The organism is Fusibacter fontis (genome assembly GCF_055378735.1).
Genome location: NZ_AP042445.1, coordinates 2,931,657 through 2,947,049 on the forward strand (window position 1 = coordinate 2,931,657; position 15,393 = coordinate 2,947,049).

General features: G+C 41.6%; 14 protein-coding genes. 11 read left to right on the plus strand and 3 right to left on the minus strand.

The window, feature by feature from the left end; all coding sequences use genetic code 11:
* Positions 1–173: 173 nt before the first annotated feature.
* The 7 genes from ACZ41W_RS13170 (at position 174) to ACZ41W_RS13200 (ending at position 7,128) form a co-directional block, all read left to right on the plus strand.
* Positions 174–644, plus strand: coding sequence for a putative signal transducing protein (locus tag ACZ41W_RS13170; RefSeq protein ID WP_464312444.1), 471 nt, complete (start codon positions 174–176; stop codon positions 642–644).
* Positions 645–732: 88 nt separating this feature from the next.
* Positions 733–1,377, plus strand: a complete 645-nt coding sequence (locus tag ACZ41W_RS13175) for a hypothetical protein (protein ID WP_464312445.1) — start codon at positions 733–735, stop codon at positions 1,375–1,377.
* 134 nt (positions 1,378–1,511) lie between these two features.
* A complete protein-coding gene (locus ACZ41W_RS13180) occupies positions 1,512–2,867 on the plus strand; it encodes an SPFH domain-containing protein (RefSeq protein WP_464312446.1) in 1,356 nt (451 codons plus the stop codon).
* A 9-nt stretch (positions 2,868–2,876) separates the two neighbouring features.
* A complete protein-coding gene (locus ACZ41W_RS13185; RefSeq protein ID WP_464312447.1) occupies positions 2,877–3,917 on the plus strand; it encodes a TFIIB-type zinc ribbon-containing protein in 1,041 nt (346 codons plus the stop codon).
* On the plus strand, positions 3,910–4,713 hold the full coding sequence (locus ACZ41W_RS13190) for a TPM domain-containing protein (RefSeq protein ID WP_464312448.1): 804 nt from the start codon (positions 3,910–3,912) through the stop codon (positions 4,711–4,713). Before ACZ41W_RS13185 ends, ACZ41W_RS13190 begins: the two co-directional genes overlap by 8 nt.
* A 24-nt stretch (positions 4,714–4,737) precedes the next feature.
* Positions 4,738–6,555, plus strand: coding sequence for a hypothetical protein (locus tag ACZ41W_RS13195; RefSeq protein WP_464312449.1), 1,818 nt, complete (start codon positions 4,738–4,740; stop codon positions 6,553–6,555).
* Positions 6,556–6,744: 189 nt separating this feature from the next.
* Positions 6,745–7,128, plus strand: coding sequence for a hypothetical protein (locus tag ACZ41W_RS13200; RefSeq protein ID WP_464312450.1), 384 nt, complete (start codon positions 6,745–6,747; stop codon positions 7,126–7,128).
* A gap of 10 nt (positions 7,129–7,138) precedes the next feature.
* Here ACZ41W_RS13200 and ACZ41W_RS13205 read toward each other — a convergent pair whose 3' ends face one another.
* Complete coding sequence (locus tag ACZ41W_RS13205) at positions 7,139–8,200, minus strand: HD domain-containing phosphohydrolase (RefSeq protein WP_464312451.1); 1,062 nt, start codon at positions 8,198–8,200, stop codon at positions 7,139–7,141.
* Positions 8,201–8,322: 122 nt separating this feature from the next.
* On the opposite strand from ACZ41W_RS13205, the gene ACZ41W_RS13210 reads away from it, so the two are divergent.
* Positions 8,323–10,008, plus strand: a complete 1,686-nt coding sequence (locus ACZ41W_RS13210; protein WP_464312452.1) for a sensor histidine kinase — start codon at positions 8,323–8,325, stop codon at positions 10,006–10,008.
* Here the strand turns inward: ACZ41W_RS13210 and ACZ41W_RS13215 are convergent.
* Both ACZ41W_RS13215 and ACZ41W_RS13220 read right to left on the minus strand, forming a co-directional pair.
* Entirely contained in the window at positions 10,005–11,408 is a 1,404-nt protein-coding gene (locus ACZ41W_RS13215) for a hypothetical protein (RefSeq protein WP_464312453.1), read from the minus strand. The genes ACZ41W_RS13210 and ACZ41W_RS13215 overlap by 4 nt on opposite strands.
* 27 nt (positions 11,409–11,435) lie before the next feature.
* Positions 11,436–13,508 carry an efflux RND transporter permease subunit gene (locus ACZ41W_RS13220; protein WP_464312454.1) on the minus strand — a complete coding sequence of 691 codons (2,073 nt, stop codon included), beginning with the start codon at positions 13,506–13,508 and terminating at the stop codon, positions 11,436–11,438.
* A 170-nt stretch (positions 13,509–13,678) separates the two neighbouring features.
* Here ACZ41W_RS13220 and ACZ41W_RS13225 point away from each other — a divergent pair, with 170 nt between their 5' ends.
* Genes ACZ41W_RS13225 through ACZ41W_RS13235 form a run of 3 tightly spaced genes read left to right on the plus strand, consistent with a single transcriptional unit; the run spans position 13,679 to position 15,385 of the window.
* On the plus strand, positions 13,679–14,257 hold the full coding sequence (locus ACZ41W_RS13225) for a TetR/AcrR family transcriptional regulator (RefSeq protein WP_464312455.1): 579 nt from the start codon (positions 13,679–13,681) through the stop codon (positions 14,255–14,257).
* 15 nt (positions 14,258–14,272) lie between these two features.
* Entirely contained in the window at positions 14,273–14,818 is a 546-nt protein-coding gene (locus ACZ41W_RS13230) for a cysteine hydrolase family protein (RefSeq protein ID WP_464312456.1), read from the plus strand.
* 27 nt (positions 14,819–14,845) lie between these two features.
* Positions 14,846–15,385 carry a GNAT family N-acetyltransferase gene (locus ACZ41W_RS13235; RefSeq protein WP_464312457.1) on the plus strand — a complete coding sequence of 180 codons (540 nt, stop codon included), beginning with the start codon at positions 14,846–14,848 and terminating at the stop codon, positions 15,383–15,385.
* The last annotated feature ends 8 nt before the right edge of the window (positions 15,386–15,393 follow it).

Below are 15,393 nucleotides of genomic sequence, written 5' to 3' on the forward strand. Positions count from 1 at the left end.
TATTGCAAATAATCAAAACTTTGAATTGATTAATAAGTTGCGTCAAAATGAGACATCATAATATCTGCTGAAGGGTCCTATTATTGAAAACTGAGTCATAATCATTTTTTAAGAGAGTGTTAATATTTATATGGTACATTTGATTTAATAATATGAATCAAAGGAGATATTTTATGAGAGAGAGTCAAGATGATAGAAATAAGGCGCAGCAACCAGCGGTACAATTGGTAACAGTGTATGAATCCACACTTGAAAGCGAAATATCCTTTGTATCTACGTTATTAAAGGAAAATGGCATTGTTTCTACGATTAAAAACGAAGGTACAGGTTCATATCTTCAGATATATAGCGGTACAAATTATATGGGTACCTCGATCTGTGTAAATGAAGCGGATGAAGAAACAGCGAAATCCTTAATACAAAGGTTTTGGGGACATGATGCGATAGAAAGTCATAAAAAAAATCAATCGCCAGTTCAATCCAATAAAATGTATAACAAGTATGACGATCGAGAAATGAGGGTTTATCGTCAACAGTATCAAAAATTAGACCATCGAAGAAGAAATTTACTTAAGATACTGATTTTCACGATGTTTGGTGCAGCGGCGATGATCATGGCCATTTCATATATAAAAATGTTTTAGTCCATATTCAATCCGGTAGCGCTATGATAAAATAAGAGTAATCCTGAATCATACAGTTTATTCAGAAAATTTCAAGAAAGAGGGCTACATGCTGTTTAAGAATTTAAGAGCACTCATCAATATGATGCGCATGGCTGAAAAACAACTAACTGCAGAAGCACAAAATCGGCCAAGGCAGATTCAAAACTTGACGCAGACGTATAGTGAACTCATTCGTAGGGATTTTCCGGAATTTGATGCAGGCGCTTTTTTAAGTCAAGCAGAGAACACCCTCGTGGAGATTCTTAGCGCAATTGAAATGGAACACTTAGAGGTTAAGCCGAGTTATTCAGAGCACCTCATTCAGCATGTTGACGCGGTTATCTTGGATCATCGCTCAAAAAACGAACGGTGGTATTTTGACGATATTGCGATACACAAATCCGCCATCAATCGGTATCGACACGCGCAAGGCAGCTATGAAATCGATGTGGATATCGCCCTTGAATATCGATATGCGATTGGAAATAGAAGCCCTGACACACCTAAAACACAGCACAAGTACACGATCAAAGCCATTTACTTACAGAACAAAAATGTGCTTGGAGATGGGTCTTTAAAAGGGCATAACTGTCCCAATTGTGGCGCACCTGTCGTAAAAAACGGAGAGCGTACGTATTGTGAGTACTGTCAAACAGGCGTAACGGAAATTAACGACCGCATCTGGCTCTTTGATTCTTATCAGCGGGGATAACGAACTAAAAAATAACAACTTAGACACAGCATCATGAAAGTCTTGTCAATAGACGCATTATAATTAAAGCATGATACTTCGATGTATCATCATGAATTCAAAACAACAATTAAGTTGAGAAAGGATGGGTATTTATGGGGATTATTAAAGCAGCAGTTCAGGCAGTAGGAGGCGCTCTTGCCGATCAGTGGTTAGAGACGATTGAGCCACTTAAAATGGATAACACTGTGTTGGCATCACCGGGGATTATGGTGAGAAAAGACGACAAGCGCAATACAAACAACGGAACCCCAGACATCATTAGCAACGGTTCGGTGATTCACGTACCTGAAAATACGTTCATGATTTTGGTCGATGGTGGAAAAGTCATCTCTGCAACGGACGAGGCGGGATACTATCAAGTAGATAACAGCCGTGCGCCTTCCATTTTCTTCAAGTCAGCAGAGGGTGTCAATGTTTCTGGATATGGTAACACAGGGCAAAATGCCATCGCTAGACCAGGTGGATTTTTAAATACGATCTCAGATTCGTGGGAACGCTTTAAACACAGTGGATCAACGCCAACGAAACAGTTTGTATATTATATCAATAAAATGGAAATTCCGAATATTCGCTTTGGGACGAAAAATCCGGTTTCTTTTGCAGACCGCGTGCTCGTTCCGGGGAGAATTATCGCATGTAAAGTGACTTCTTTTGGTACGTATTCCATCAAGATTGCCGATCCAATTTTATTCTATTCTGAAGTATGTAGTAAAACAGGTAAAGACGTGCTTGAATCGGATGATTTGGCTGAGCAATACATCAATGAATTTATCATGGCATATTCAACAGCGCTTGCAAACCTTTCAACACAAGGCATCACGGTATCTGAGATTCAAATGAGACAAATGGAACTAGGTACTTTCATGGCGCAAGTTCTTGATGCTGAGTGGCTTGCAAAACGCGGATTCCTTATTAACAGTGTCGGAATTGCAGGTATTCACTTTGACGATAAAACAAATGAATTATTGGATCAATATGCAAGCGATTCACTTTTACTCGATCCAAATACACGAGCAGCGCGTATGACTGCGGGTATGGCAGCTGGACTCGAAGCGGCTGGTTCCAATGAAGGCGGCGCGATGTTGGGCTTTGCAGGTATGGCCATGGGTATGAATGCAGCCGCTGGATTCGGAGCAATGCCTCAACAACAAGCAGGCGCTCAGCCACAATCAGGCGCACAGCCACAATCAGGCATACAGCCACAAGCAGGCGCACAGCCACAAGCCCCTGCTCAACCGCAATCAGGCATTCAGCCGCAATCTGGCGCACAGCCAGTAGCAGGTGGATGGACGTGTTCGTGTGGCACTCAAAGTGCAGCAGAAGCAAAATTCTGTGTAAACTGTGGGTCAGCTCGACCAGAACAATCACCGAGATGGTTCTGTCCTTCGTGTGGTACTAAGATGGAGACTGGCTCATTTTGTCTCAATTGTGGAACCAAACGACCTTAAGGAGGCGCTATGGAAACTGTTAAAAACTATGCCTGCCTAACGTGTAAGGCGCCCTTAGCGTTTAATCCAGAATCTCAGAAATGGGATTGCGATTATTGTTTCAATAGTTTTGATTTGGTGCAGCTTGAAGCTGCGCCGTCGACAGCACAAAACGATGAAGAACTCAATGTCGAACAACCGGAATTAGATGTCTATCACTGTCAAAATTGCGGCGCGGACATTTTAGCGGATGAAACAACTACGGCGACATTTTGTCTTTATTGCAAAAGTCCAACGGTGATTAAATCGCGTTTTACAGGAAAATTTCAGCCGAAGTACGTCATTCCGTTTAAATTATCTCAAGAACAAGCGGAAACGCTCTATAAACAGTGGATTCAGAAGCGGTTTTTTGCGCCGAATGCCTTTAAACAAAAACGAAAAGTCGAAGAAATCAAAGGCATCTATGCACCCTTTTGGATGTTCGATTCAACCCTTGATGGGATGCTTGAAGGTGAAGGTACCATTGTAAATTCATGGCAAGATCATGATTATCGCTATACCAGAACTCAGTTTTATCGCGTTTATCGCGAGGGCTCTGTGGCGTATGAGAAGGTTCCGGTGGATGCTTCAAAAAAACTAGATGATCAATATATGCATAAAATTGAACCCTATGATTATCAAGCACTTGTTCCTTTTAATATGCAGTATTTATCTGGATTTTTAGCAGAGAGATACGATGTTGAAGCGCTCGATGCTCAAAAGACCATGCTGATGCGCGTCAAAGGGTATGCGAATGAAAAGTTTAAACAATCGATTAATAAATATCATCATTTTTCAGCGAGTCACGAGTCTTTTCAAGCCGCGCAAATCGACCATCAATACACATTGATGCCTATTTATCTACTGAATAACGTGTATAATGGCAAAAATCACATGTTCATCATCAATGGACAGACGGGAAAAGTCGTAGGAGAGACGCCGATTAGCAATCAAAAAAGATTGGCATTTGCAGCAGCTGTATTTGCGGCTTCGTGGGTACTTGCAGTGTTGGGAGGTGCTTTGTTTGTATAAAAAAATAATGTGCCTAATGGTGATCATCTTATGTCTTGGAGTGAGCTTCGCTCAAGGAACTGTGGTGATTGATGAATATGAAGCATTGACTTCAGATGAAGAAATGGATTTAACGCAAAGAATCGAAAGCATTAACGAAACAGATGCTTTCGAGGTGGTCATCGTGATTACCGACCAGATGAATGGTAAGTCTTCTATGGCGTATGCAGATGATTTTTATGATGAAAATGGCTATGGGCTGGACGACCGAAATAGTGGCATTTTAATGCTTATCAATATGGACGACCGAGAAGTTTGGCTGTCTACAACAGGGATGGGGATTGAAGTTTTTACGGACAGTCGTATTGATGTGATGACAGATCGAATCGCAGAATATCTCTCGGATGGAGACTACTTTGAAAGTTGTGAGGTCTTTTTAGAGGATGTTCAGACGTACCTCGATCGCGGAATTCCAGCGGGACAAGTGACGGTCGAATCCTCTTATGATGCAACGGATTCTATGAGCTATTTGGAAAAAGTGGGCATGCTCGTTACCACGCCGTGGGTATACCTTGCAGCACTGGCAGTGAGTGTGCTTGCGACTTTAGGGTTATCCATCAATAGCAAAGGAAGAGATACGACTCATTTTCAAACGTACGAGTCTGCTGGATCATTTGATTTGAGACGTTCTGAGGATACGTATATCAGAGAAAGCATCTCAAAAACGCCGATTCCAAAGCAAAATTCTAACAATACCTCTACCACCCATAGAGGGAGTAGCGGTACGAGCCATGGTGGTGGCGGTAAGAAATTTTAAAACAATTTGAGGGAGATTCAATAAATGCATCTGGATCAACGTAGAGCAATCAAAACGTCATCTATCGTAAGGATACTTCCATGGTGCTTAGCGATTGTGATGATGGTATCCATAAATATAAATAGTCAGTTCGCGGTAGCGAGTACTGTTTCCAACGATAACGTGTCTACTGCAACTGCCGCAGCTACTGCGACTACTACGACGACTTCTGCATCTACGACAGCGACTTTAAGTGAGTGCTTAGTCATGGTGGATGGCGATAGCCAATGGCTAGATGCCTATAATATCAAGGGAAGCAATTATTTAATGCTCAGAGACGTAGCGCAGCTTTTTAGCGGTACACCTAGTGAATTTAGCTGGACTTGGAATGCACAATCTAAGCAAATTGAGATCACAACAGGTCAGTCAAATGCATCAGAAAAGTATGAATATGGAAGTGGCACATCTGGTTATTATCGACAAAAAGCTTATTTAAGTCGTTCGAAAGTGATAATAGATGGTCAGGTGAAGACACTCGATTCGTATGTGATTAACAATAAAACCTATTTTAGCATTAAAGCGTTATCTGATTTGTCAGGTGCAGAGGTTAAATGGGTTCCTGAAGATCAAATGATTGCCATTCGTTCAAAGGTACCTAAAAATGTAACACGCGTGAATGTCAAATCCCATCTAAATGAAAATAATTTAAGTGAGTATCACAATAGATGGCAATCGGTGGCAAGGTCGTATTTGTATCAAAATAGCGATGCAACACTGACCGTTATTGATATTGATAGTGATGATGCCATTCTCATTGAAAACTATGACCAAAATTTTAAACAGAAGCAAACAAAGTCATTAGCGTTAGAACTTCCGATTTTTGGAGGTTTTTATAGTGGAAAGACTTATAATTATTTGGTATTTGGGAATTCAAATGAAGAAGAAAATAGCCAAAAAGAAGTCATTCGAGTTGTTAAGTATGATAAGTCTTTTAAACGCATTGGCAGTGTGTCAATAAAGGGCGGCGATTGCTTTACCACGGTTCCATTTGATGCTGGGTCGTCGCGAATGGACGAATCAGGTCGTATGTTGATTCTTCATACTGGGCGTGAGCGCTATACATCTTCTGACGGACTCAATCATCAATCGCAATTGACTGTTCGGATAGACACGGAAAAAATGACGGTAACCAATGATTTGGGACTTTTCCAGACCAATCATGTCAGCCACTCATTCGATCAATATGTAAAATTTGATGGTGAAGATCCTGTTTTTGTCGATCATGGGGATGCTTATCCTCGCTCGGTTGTTCTGACGAAGTTTCAAGGAGAAAGTGCAAGTTCGGTCGACTTATTTAAAATACCGGGCACTATTGGAGCGAATCAAACAGGTGTTGAAGTCGGTGGATTTGAAGTGTCTGAGTCACATTATTTGGTGGCGATGAACAGCGTGGACCATTCAAAAGTTAAAGAATATACGAGTTATGATTTGGAAGGATTGACGATTGATCAACGGGATATTTTAATCACATCATTGCCAAAGACGAGTATGGACGATTCTCAAGTTCAAACGACTGTTGTAGGGAAATATACCGGTACAAAATATCAATCTTCAAAACCAAAATTGGTTCACGTTCATGATAATTTGTTCGCAGTGCTTTGGGAAGAGTTCACACTTGAAGGTCGTTCACTTGGGCTGAAAGTGGCGTGGCTAGATGCCAAAGGGGTGCTGATAAAAGAAGTCGCACACTATCGGTATTTTCATTTAAGCGATATGCAACCAATTGTACAAAATCAGCACATCACTTGGTTTGTCAACAATCAAGATCATCGCATGTTTTATACCATTTCTACAGAATTATAAAAATCAAAAGACGCTTAAACCGCACGAGATCTAAAAATCTCAAAGTGTAGTTTTAGCGTCTTTTTTAATATTTGCCGCATTTAATTTATCATTCCTTAATATTTTGTTAAGTCATTTTGAGGATTCCCGCAGTAAACTGATAAAAACAGCGCAATAAGCGGATCATACCAGTGAAAGGTAGGTATTCTCATGAAAGAGATCACACATCAACAGGTCAATCAAACCATACAAGCAGTTGTAAAATTCGTCGGTAAAATGATGCTCAAAATTGCCATTTTATCCTCAGTAGGCGTGCTCATCAGTTTTGTACTTTATCAGATAAAAGATATTGAAATGGGTGCTTCCATGCGCATCATCGGCGCTATTATTGCACTCATTGGACTGAGCTCAGTACTTGGACAATTTGGCATGCGAAACGACTATAACTACAACATGTCAAAGATGCGCGATTCGAAGATTCGAGAACTTGAACACGATGGTTTTATGACGGCAAGTAGCCTATCCTTTCTCATCTGGTGGGGCCTTTCAGGCACATTATTATTTTTCTTAGGCGACGCAATGATGCGGGCTTAATCCTAAGTGTTTATTCGCCGTAAATGGCCTGTATTTCACCAGAGTTTGCCATTTCAATTACAAATGAAACCAGTTCTTGATCGAGTTTTCCGAGATCAGCTTCTTCTTTTAAGATAGCAAGCGTTTTTTCAAGAGGCATGCCTTTTCGATAAGGACGATCTGTATAGAGGGCATCAAAAATATCTGCTATGGTGATGATGCGCGTTTCAATGGAAATTTCTAGTTCTTTTAATCCATGCGGATACCCGCTTCCGTCGAGTTTTTCATGATGTGAAAGCACCATATCAGAAGCCTTTTGAAGGGCGCTGATGGGCTTGATGATCTTGGCTCCCGCTTCAGGGTGATTCTTCATAATTTCAAATTCTTCTTTTGTCAGCGCACCGGGTTTGTTGAGAATGGACTCAGGCGTTGAGACTTTGCCGATGTCGTGAATCATAGCGCCAATTTCAAGTTGTCTCAATTCCTGCTCTGAAAGTGATTTTTTTCTGCCAAGAGCGATGGCGATATCTGACACGCGACGCGTGTGGTTTTCCGTGTATTCGTCTTTGGCTTCGACGAGATTGGTGAGACTCACCACAAATTCAAGAACATTGCCCATTTCTTTATCAAAATCACGTCTGAGAAGGTCGTAAAGCCTTGAAATTTCGTGATTTTTCTTTTCGATTACCACAAGTTTTTGACTGAGCTCATTCTCTAGCTTTGCTTTTTCAATGCCATTTTGTATTACTTTGATGAGCTCGTTGTTATCCCAAGGCTTTTCGAGATAATAATACAGCCCAAGCTCGTTGATGCTTTTGATGGCACTGTCTTTATCCGAATATCCCGTCAGTAAGATGGGAACGATGTGAGGCTGTTTTTCTTTGATTAAAGATAGTAAATCAAGACCATTCATATAGGGCATGATAAAATCTGAGATCACAAGGTCGAACTTTTCAGTTTCTAAAAGGCCACTTTCTATCAGTGTTTGAGGATTGTTGAACGTACTCACTTCATAATCGAGCATCATTTCGATCAATGTCGATAAAGTGGTGGTAATCATCGTTTCGTCGTCGATTAGTAATATTTTACTCATAATGACTCCTAATCTTGTTTTTAAGAACATAAAACAGTTATAATGTTAATAAGTATTCTACCATAGTTCAAAGTGTAAAAACACCATAAGATGTAAAGGATTCGTGAAGGGTTAGGTGAAGGATGTCAAAAATTTCTATAAAACGGAAAATTCAACGGTCGATGATCGTTGCAAATTTAATTACCTTAGCAATTACAATGGGGGTCATCATGATCGTGACTCAGTTGACTTATGCGCCGATTGGGTATTACATGACCAAATCCGCCACGTTTGAATTTTTAAAACGCTATGAAATAGCCGTGGCTGATACCGCGATGAAAAGTCAGACGAATCATAGTTTTATGCAAAATTATACCCTCGATGAAGTCGCTGCAAACCTTCAGACGATGATTGATGAAGAAGAAAGTATTCCGATGGACATGGCCATTGAATCCATCGAGATGGAAGATGCCGCGATTATTGCAAAATCGGAAGATGACTATAAACGCATCATGGTGCTGACGAAGGAAGTTTATGAAAACTCCAACCAGTTTGGCATTGACCTCAGCTTGATTCAAATAAAGACCACAATAGATGATCACATCTTAACCATCCCAAGCGAAGCAAAAACTCAAACGGATTTTGCGCCAAATGAAGAACTTCAAAAGTTCGCCTCTAACGAAATTATCATTCAAGATGCATCCGGTAACGCCATAGGCTCGGTGCTGTTTGAACTCAATCCGAAACTCTTTGAGATGCTCGTAGTACTCGTGGTTATATTCCTCATACTACTTGCACTTTTATCCATATTCATCGTAAAACTCGTCAGCAAACTCATGTCAAATGGCATTGTGAAGCCGATTTACATCATGAATCGTCAACTCAAACAAATGTCGGACAATGAGTCCATTGAAACGCAACAGGCAAAACTAGAGATGAAGAAGCCTCCAGTTGAAATCAAAGAGATGATGGGCTATTCCAATAGGATTATGGAGCGTCATCAGGCATTTAACCATCAACTCGAGCTGCAAAATGAAGAACTTCAAATGCAAAACGACGAACTCGTGAGAAATCGTGAAATTATTGAATCCCAAAGCAATCAGCTCATTCAAAGTGAAAAAATGGCTTCTATCGGGCAGATTGCAGCCGCTGTTGTACATGAAATCAACACGCCAATTGGCGCGATTAAAAGCAATGCACAAATGCTGGATATGGCCATAGCTCAAGTGGAAAAACTCGAGCCTTCTGAACCGATGCAGAAAAAACTCACCTTGATGAAGAGCACATCTGGACTGATTGGAGAGGCGTCTACGCGGATTATTGAGATCGTGAGAAGCATCAAAAATTTCTCGAGGATCGATCAATCGGAATTTAAAGATGCAGATTTGCATGAGGCGATCGATAGCGTGCTGATCTTAACCACCAACCTTTGGAAGAGTCGCATCGTCGTTGAAAAGGATTACGGCAGCATTCCGCCGGTAAACTGTTACATCGGTCTCATCAATCAAGTGGTGATGAACCTCGTGGTCAACGCCATCGACGCCATTGAAGACACTGGCAATATCACCATCAAGACAGGTACAGAGAACGATTCGGTGTTCATATCAGTGACGGACACTGGAACGGGCATCGCTCCAGAAATTTTAGATAAAATATTTAAACAAGGATTTACCACAAAACCCATGGGTGCAGGTAGTGGACTTGGACTGGCACTTAGCAAAGAAATCATGGAAAAACACCAAGGGCATATCACAGTGGACAGCACACTTGGTGTTGGGAGTACGTTTACAGTTTGGCTGCCGATAAAAGCGCCGGATACGAGTTTTTAGAGACTTATACCAAACAACTTCAGCAAACGGCTCCAAATACTGGTTTTCTCTGATTTATCTTCAGCAGAAGTTCCTGTATTTTGAGCGAGTTCACTTTGAATCATGTGGACTGCAGGTGTTCTTAAAACATATTGTGAAGGCTCGGTAGTGATGCGCGTTTGCGTCTTATCGAGTCTTTCCATTTGTGTGAAGAGCCCCTCGAACTTGGCTTCGCTACTTGTGACACTAGAAGTGAGCGTTGTAGCGCCACTGTTTAACTCTTTTAGTCCAGTGTTGAGCTTAGAAGCACCTGACGAGAGTGCATTCAGCCCTTTAACGAGCTCATCTATGCCACCTGAAAGCGACGATAACCCATCTCTTTGAGCGGAAATCACCTGTTGGTTGGCCTTTAACAATGCCATGAGTTGACGCGTTTGCTCATATTGCGCTTTTAATGCGCCACTTGATTCAGCCGGCATCTGTGCGAGCTGTTGCTCCATTGCAGATGCTTGCTGAGACAACTGCGTCATGGTGCTTTGATTCGACGCAAGGAGTGTTTCAACTTCTGCATTTTTTGAAAGACTTTGATCCAGTGCAGCTTTCATCGCAGTTGCGCCCTTTTTCAACTGATTGATGGCAGTTGCCAGCTCACCTGATCCCTTAAGGAGCGAGGCACTACCCGTTTCAATGGATTCAGTAGCTGTCTTAAGCTCCGTGAGTTGAGCGCGTGTCTCTTTGGTATTGGTAACATCAATTGGGAGGGAAAGCGGCATCGCCGTGATCAAGATGGGTGACATCTCAAACTCAGTCACATCACACGACAATTCGATGGCATGTGATTCTCCAGGTAACAGCGTATAGATGATTTGACGATCTGAACCTTTATAAACAACCGTTCCGTCACCTGCGTGAATGTTTTTTACGCGATCAGCTGGCATACTAATGACCACTTGTAGCCCATACTCTGCAAACGCTTGAGTAGGGCTCTCTTTATTTTCGTCGACTTGTATGCTCAATGAAAGTTCGCCATGTTTACCGGCCAATTCTTGTTGGGAGATGGATTTTCCATCCAGTTGATAATCAAATGAAAAGTGCCATGGAAGTTGCTCGTTTGTCAGTATTGTCTGTTCGTAGGTCGTTTGGTCGTCCTGTTCCGACACAGTCACCAGATAAGAACTTTCCATCGTACCAGATGCTTCTAAAACGCCATATAAAATGGTTTCATTAGCAGGTTCAGCCTGTGTCAGAGCCATACTCAGTCCCGATGGTAGAACGAGTGCACATGTGAGCAGCATGATGAGTGCTGTCTTTACGCCCTTTCTTTTAACGCCAGTTCTTCTAACATCAGTTCTTGTTGTGCTAATCAGCTGAACGTTTGACCTCTGTGCGTTGAATGCCTTGGAATGTATTAAATGTTTCATAGTGGTCTCCTATCTTTTATTCGTTTTTTATTCCTTCATATGACGTGAATGTTTTCCCATGCACCATTTGTCAAAGATCATCAGTAAACAAGGCAGAATGGTCATGACAAGACATGCTGAGATGAGTGCGCCTCGACCGATGAGAACGCCGAGCTGTGCAATGAGCTGATTACTTGAACCAGAGCCAAGGAAGAATCCACAAACAGCCATGATGCCAGCCGAAGTGAGAATAGAGAGCCCTGTATCTGATATTGTCATAGTCGCAGCAGATTTTTGATCGAGGATCGCTCTATTTTCTATATAGCGACTTCCAAAGAGGATGGCATAATCCACGGTTGCTCCGAGTTGAACGGCGCTGACAATGAGGTAGCTGATATAAAAAAGTGGCTGATCCAATAGATATGGAACTCCCAAGTTTATAAAAATCGCAGACTCAATGACCAAAAGCAGTAATAGTGGCATGGTCACATTTCTAAATGTTAAAAGCAAAATCACGCCGATAGCCAAAATTGCCATCCCATTGACTCTTAAGTTATCACTTGTCACCACATTTTTTAAATCCCGTGTATTGGGCGTTTCACCAATTAGATAATACGAAATGCCAGACGCATCGAGCTTTGATTCGATCGACTGGATTGTCTGAAAAGCCAAGTCACCCTCTGGTGGCGTCTGAATGGTGACAATCATGCGCTGATACCCATCGCGTAAGAGCATCTCTTTATCTTCATCTGGAACAAACTCAATGGGAAGAGCGCGACCAGTCGCCTCAGTATAACTAACGACGTCTTGAACATTTTGAAGTGAACGCACTTCTTGAGTGAGGGCGTATGTTTCTTCTTCGGTGAGCAAATCGCCTTTTTCAATCAAGATAACCAACTGATTGACTTTGCCAAACACCTCTTCAATGGCTTCTTTTTCCTGATTCACCGTTAAAGTTGGATCGATATAGAGTTTCGAAATTCCGTACTGAAATTCGTTTTGATTTTGTGCCAAAAATCCGATGCTCGTCAGTAGGATGAAAAGAGCAATGACGGGTAATTTCACCTTTGTCACAACGTTGGAAATCAGTTTAAAGCGTATCGTGAGGGGTTTGTGATGTGTCTTGTCGATGAGTTTAGAAAAAAGCATACTGAGAACCGGCAGCAACACCATGACGGATACTAAACTCAGTATAACGCTTTTTCCAAGAACGAGTCCGAGATCGGAGCCGATTCGGTAGCGCATCAGTAAGAGTGCAGCGAATCCAAATACAGTGGTACTTGCACTGGCTAAAATGGATCCAAATGATTTTTCAAGTGCTGAAAGCATGGCTTCTTTCACTGGAAGTCCATCGTGTCTGAATTCTGAAAACCGATGGAGCAAAAAGATCGCGTAATCCATGGAAACCGCTAATTGTAAGATCAGTGCTGCGGCATTTGTGATGAAAGAAATTTCACCAAAAATCAGGTTGGTTCCTTGATTGATGAGAATCGCAACGCCGATGGTGACCATAAAGAGAACCGGTTCAAACCAAGAACTCGTCGTAAGAAGTAAAATTCCAAATACGATCAGAATGACGAAACCAGTGATTTCTTTCACTTCTTTTTCAGTAGAGTTCATGGCAAACACTGTGGCAACGCTGCCGCCATCTAATACAGCCCCTTCTCCCGAGACCTCTCGAATCTCGGAAACTGTGGATTTTTGATCCTCGGATGCAATGGCGATGCTATAGAGGTAGTGTCCTTCACGATAATAGTCTTGGATCAAAGTGGGGTCTTGAAATTCTAAAGGTTCTTTCGTACTGACCACATCCCCAAGCCACAACACCTGAGTCACACCCGATATATTTTTCAAATCTTGTGCGAGCTTTTCAGCTTCGGAAAGGGAGTTCTTTGAGATCATCACCCGAACGCTGGGGATGTTCTGATGATAGGATTCTTGCATGGCATCTAAACCTTTTACCGAAGAAGAATCCTTTGGCAAGTAGTCCATTAAGTTGTAATTGACCTGTACGAGTGGTGCCAAAAATGCAGATAGTAGCACGGAAAGTGAAAAGAACACCAGAACGGTTTTCTGATGTGAAATAACCCATTTGAAAAATCTTTTAAAAATGCCTTTCATAAAGCCTCCTGAATAATCAATCGAGAGATAATTAACTTGTGTTGATTAATTAACTCGGTTTCATTATAATGAGAGTGTGAGATGACTTCAATAATCAATCTACCTTCTGCAGCTGAGTAATGAACATATAAGGTTTGAGTGTTGATTTATAGACGTTTAGGAGGAAACTGATGAGTACAGGAGAAGTGGATCGTAGAGTAAAGCGAACCAAAAAGATGCTAATCGATGGGTTGACAGAACTGATGATGCAAAAGAGTGCGAAGGAAATATCTGTGCGTGAGTTGGCAGATTTAGTCGATATCAATCGTGGGACATTTTACCTTCATTATAAAGATGTCTTTGACATGGTGGAGAAGATTCAACAAGAGCTTTTCGACGCATTTTATCAAAGACTCGAAAAATATACACCGGAATTAATCGGGGCAAATCCACTGCCGATGATCGTGGATTTATTTGAATACATCGCTGAAAATCCCGATATTTTCTTGGTGATGCTCGGCCCTAATGGCGACATGGCATTTGTGGAACGCATGAAACAGCTCATCAAAGAGAAATGTCTACGTGATTGGCCGGAAGTGTTTCAGCTCCGAACCACGGATTCATTTGAGTACTTTTATGCATTTATCGTCAATGGATCCATTGGATTGGTCCATAACTGGCTTTTAACTGGAAGAAAAGAATCGCCTACCGAGATGGCGCAGCTCGTATCGAGCATGGTGGTGACGGGGATTCATATTCTTAAAAAATAGAAATGGGAGGTCTATATGATTTTGTTAGTAGTGGATGTACAGAAACTGATTGTCGATGAAGGCATTTATCAAGAAGAGGAGACCCTAAATAATATTCAAACACTCCTTGAACATGCGAGAAACCATAACGTCCCCGTACACTTTGTAAGGCATGACGATGGCGCAGAAACAGAGCTCACTCCTGGGAAAGCGGGCTTTGAGATTCATGAACGCGTGAACCCCCTTGAACATGAAAGAATTTGGAATAAAAAGGTGAACAGTGCATTTAAAGAAACAGGGCTTTTAGAGCATCTACATGAAATACACGAGAAAGACGTTATGATCGTAGGACTTCAAACAGATTTTTGCATAGACGCATCTGTCAAATGTGGATTTGAGCACGGACTCAATTTGTGGATACCAGAAGGCACCAATTCAACCGTTGACAATGAATTTATGACGGCACAGCAGACATACGCGTACTATAATCACTGGATGTGGCCAAACCGATATGCGACGTGTATCAGTATGGAAAGAGCCTGTGAATTTATAGATAAAAGTGGCTGTAACACACTTAATTGACATTCGCGACACAGAAAGGAAAACGATATGATAGTGACATTAAAGGAATTTACCGACGAAATTGACGCACTTGTTGAGTTTTTAATGAGTGACACTTGGAATTTTTACGGGACGCCCAATCCCAAAGAAGAAAATATTAGACGTGCACATGGCAATCATTATTATGTGGATGAGGGGATTAAGACCTTTTGGATTGACACGGATCTTCACGGAACGGTTGGCATGATTAGGCTCTATGATTTAGAGGATGGAACGCCACTTTTTGATATTCGGATTCATAGCAGCTATCAAGGTTTGGGAATTGGCACGGTGGCGATTCAACAGATGCTTCAGCACGTTTTTGAACAGTATGAAGCAATTGACCGAGTAGAAGCCAATACGCGTCAAGATAACTATGGGATGCGATGTGTATTTTCAAAATGTGGATTTGTTAAAGAAGCGCATTTTAGAAATGGCTGGAAATGCTCAAATGGAGATGCCTATGATGCAGTGGGTTATGGCATTACAAAGAGCGACTGGATCCGTCAAGAGAAGACCTACGTCAATTGGAATGATTATAAATGCTAAATGGAGGC